Source organism: Mesorhizobium sp. M1A.T.Ca.IN.004.03.1.1, assembly GCF_003997555.1.
GTDB lineage: Bacteria > Pseudomonadota > Alphaproteobacteria > Rhizobiales > Rhizobiaceae > Mesorhizobium.
On record NZ_RZTV01000762.1, the window covers coordinates 1 to 250 of the forward strand.

Sequence of the window (250 nt, forward strand, 5' to 3'; positions counted from 1 at the left end):
CTTTGACAAAATCTCGGGAACGAAGGACGCTTTCGGCTCCTCCATCGCCATATTGAGATTGACGGACAAGGCCCATGTCGATCTTTCCGACGAGCTTGGAAACAGTCGGGCTAGTATATTTGGCACGGTCTCCGGTATTGACGTCAAGACTGGCGCCGGTGACGACATATTTACGGGAACCGACGGCAACGATATTTTCGATGGTAGCGGCGGCAACGACACGATCAACGGCAATGCCGGCAACGACAAA

The 250-nt window shown here is 53.2% G+C and carries 1 pseudogene; it reads left to right on the forward strand.

What is annotated here, in order from left to right:
• Nucleotides 1-250: pseudogene (locus EOD29_RS33710) on the forward strand (calcium-binding protein); the annotation flags it as partial.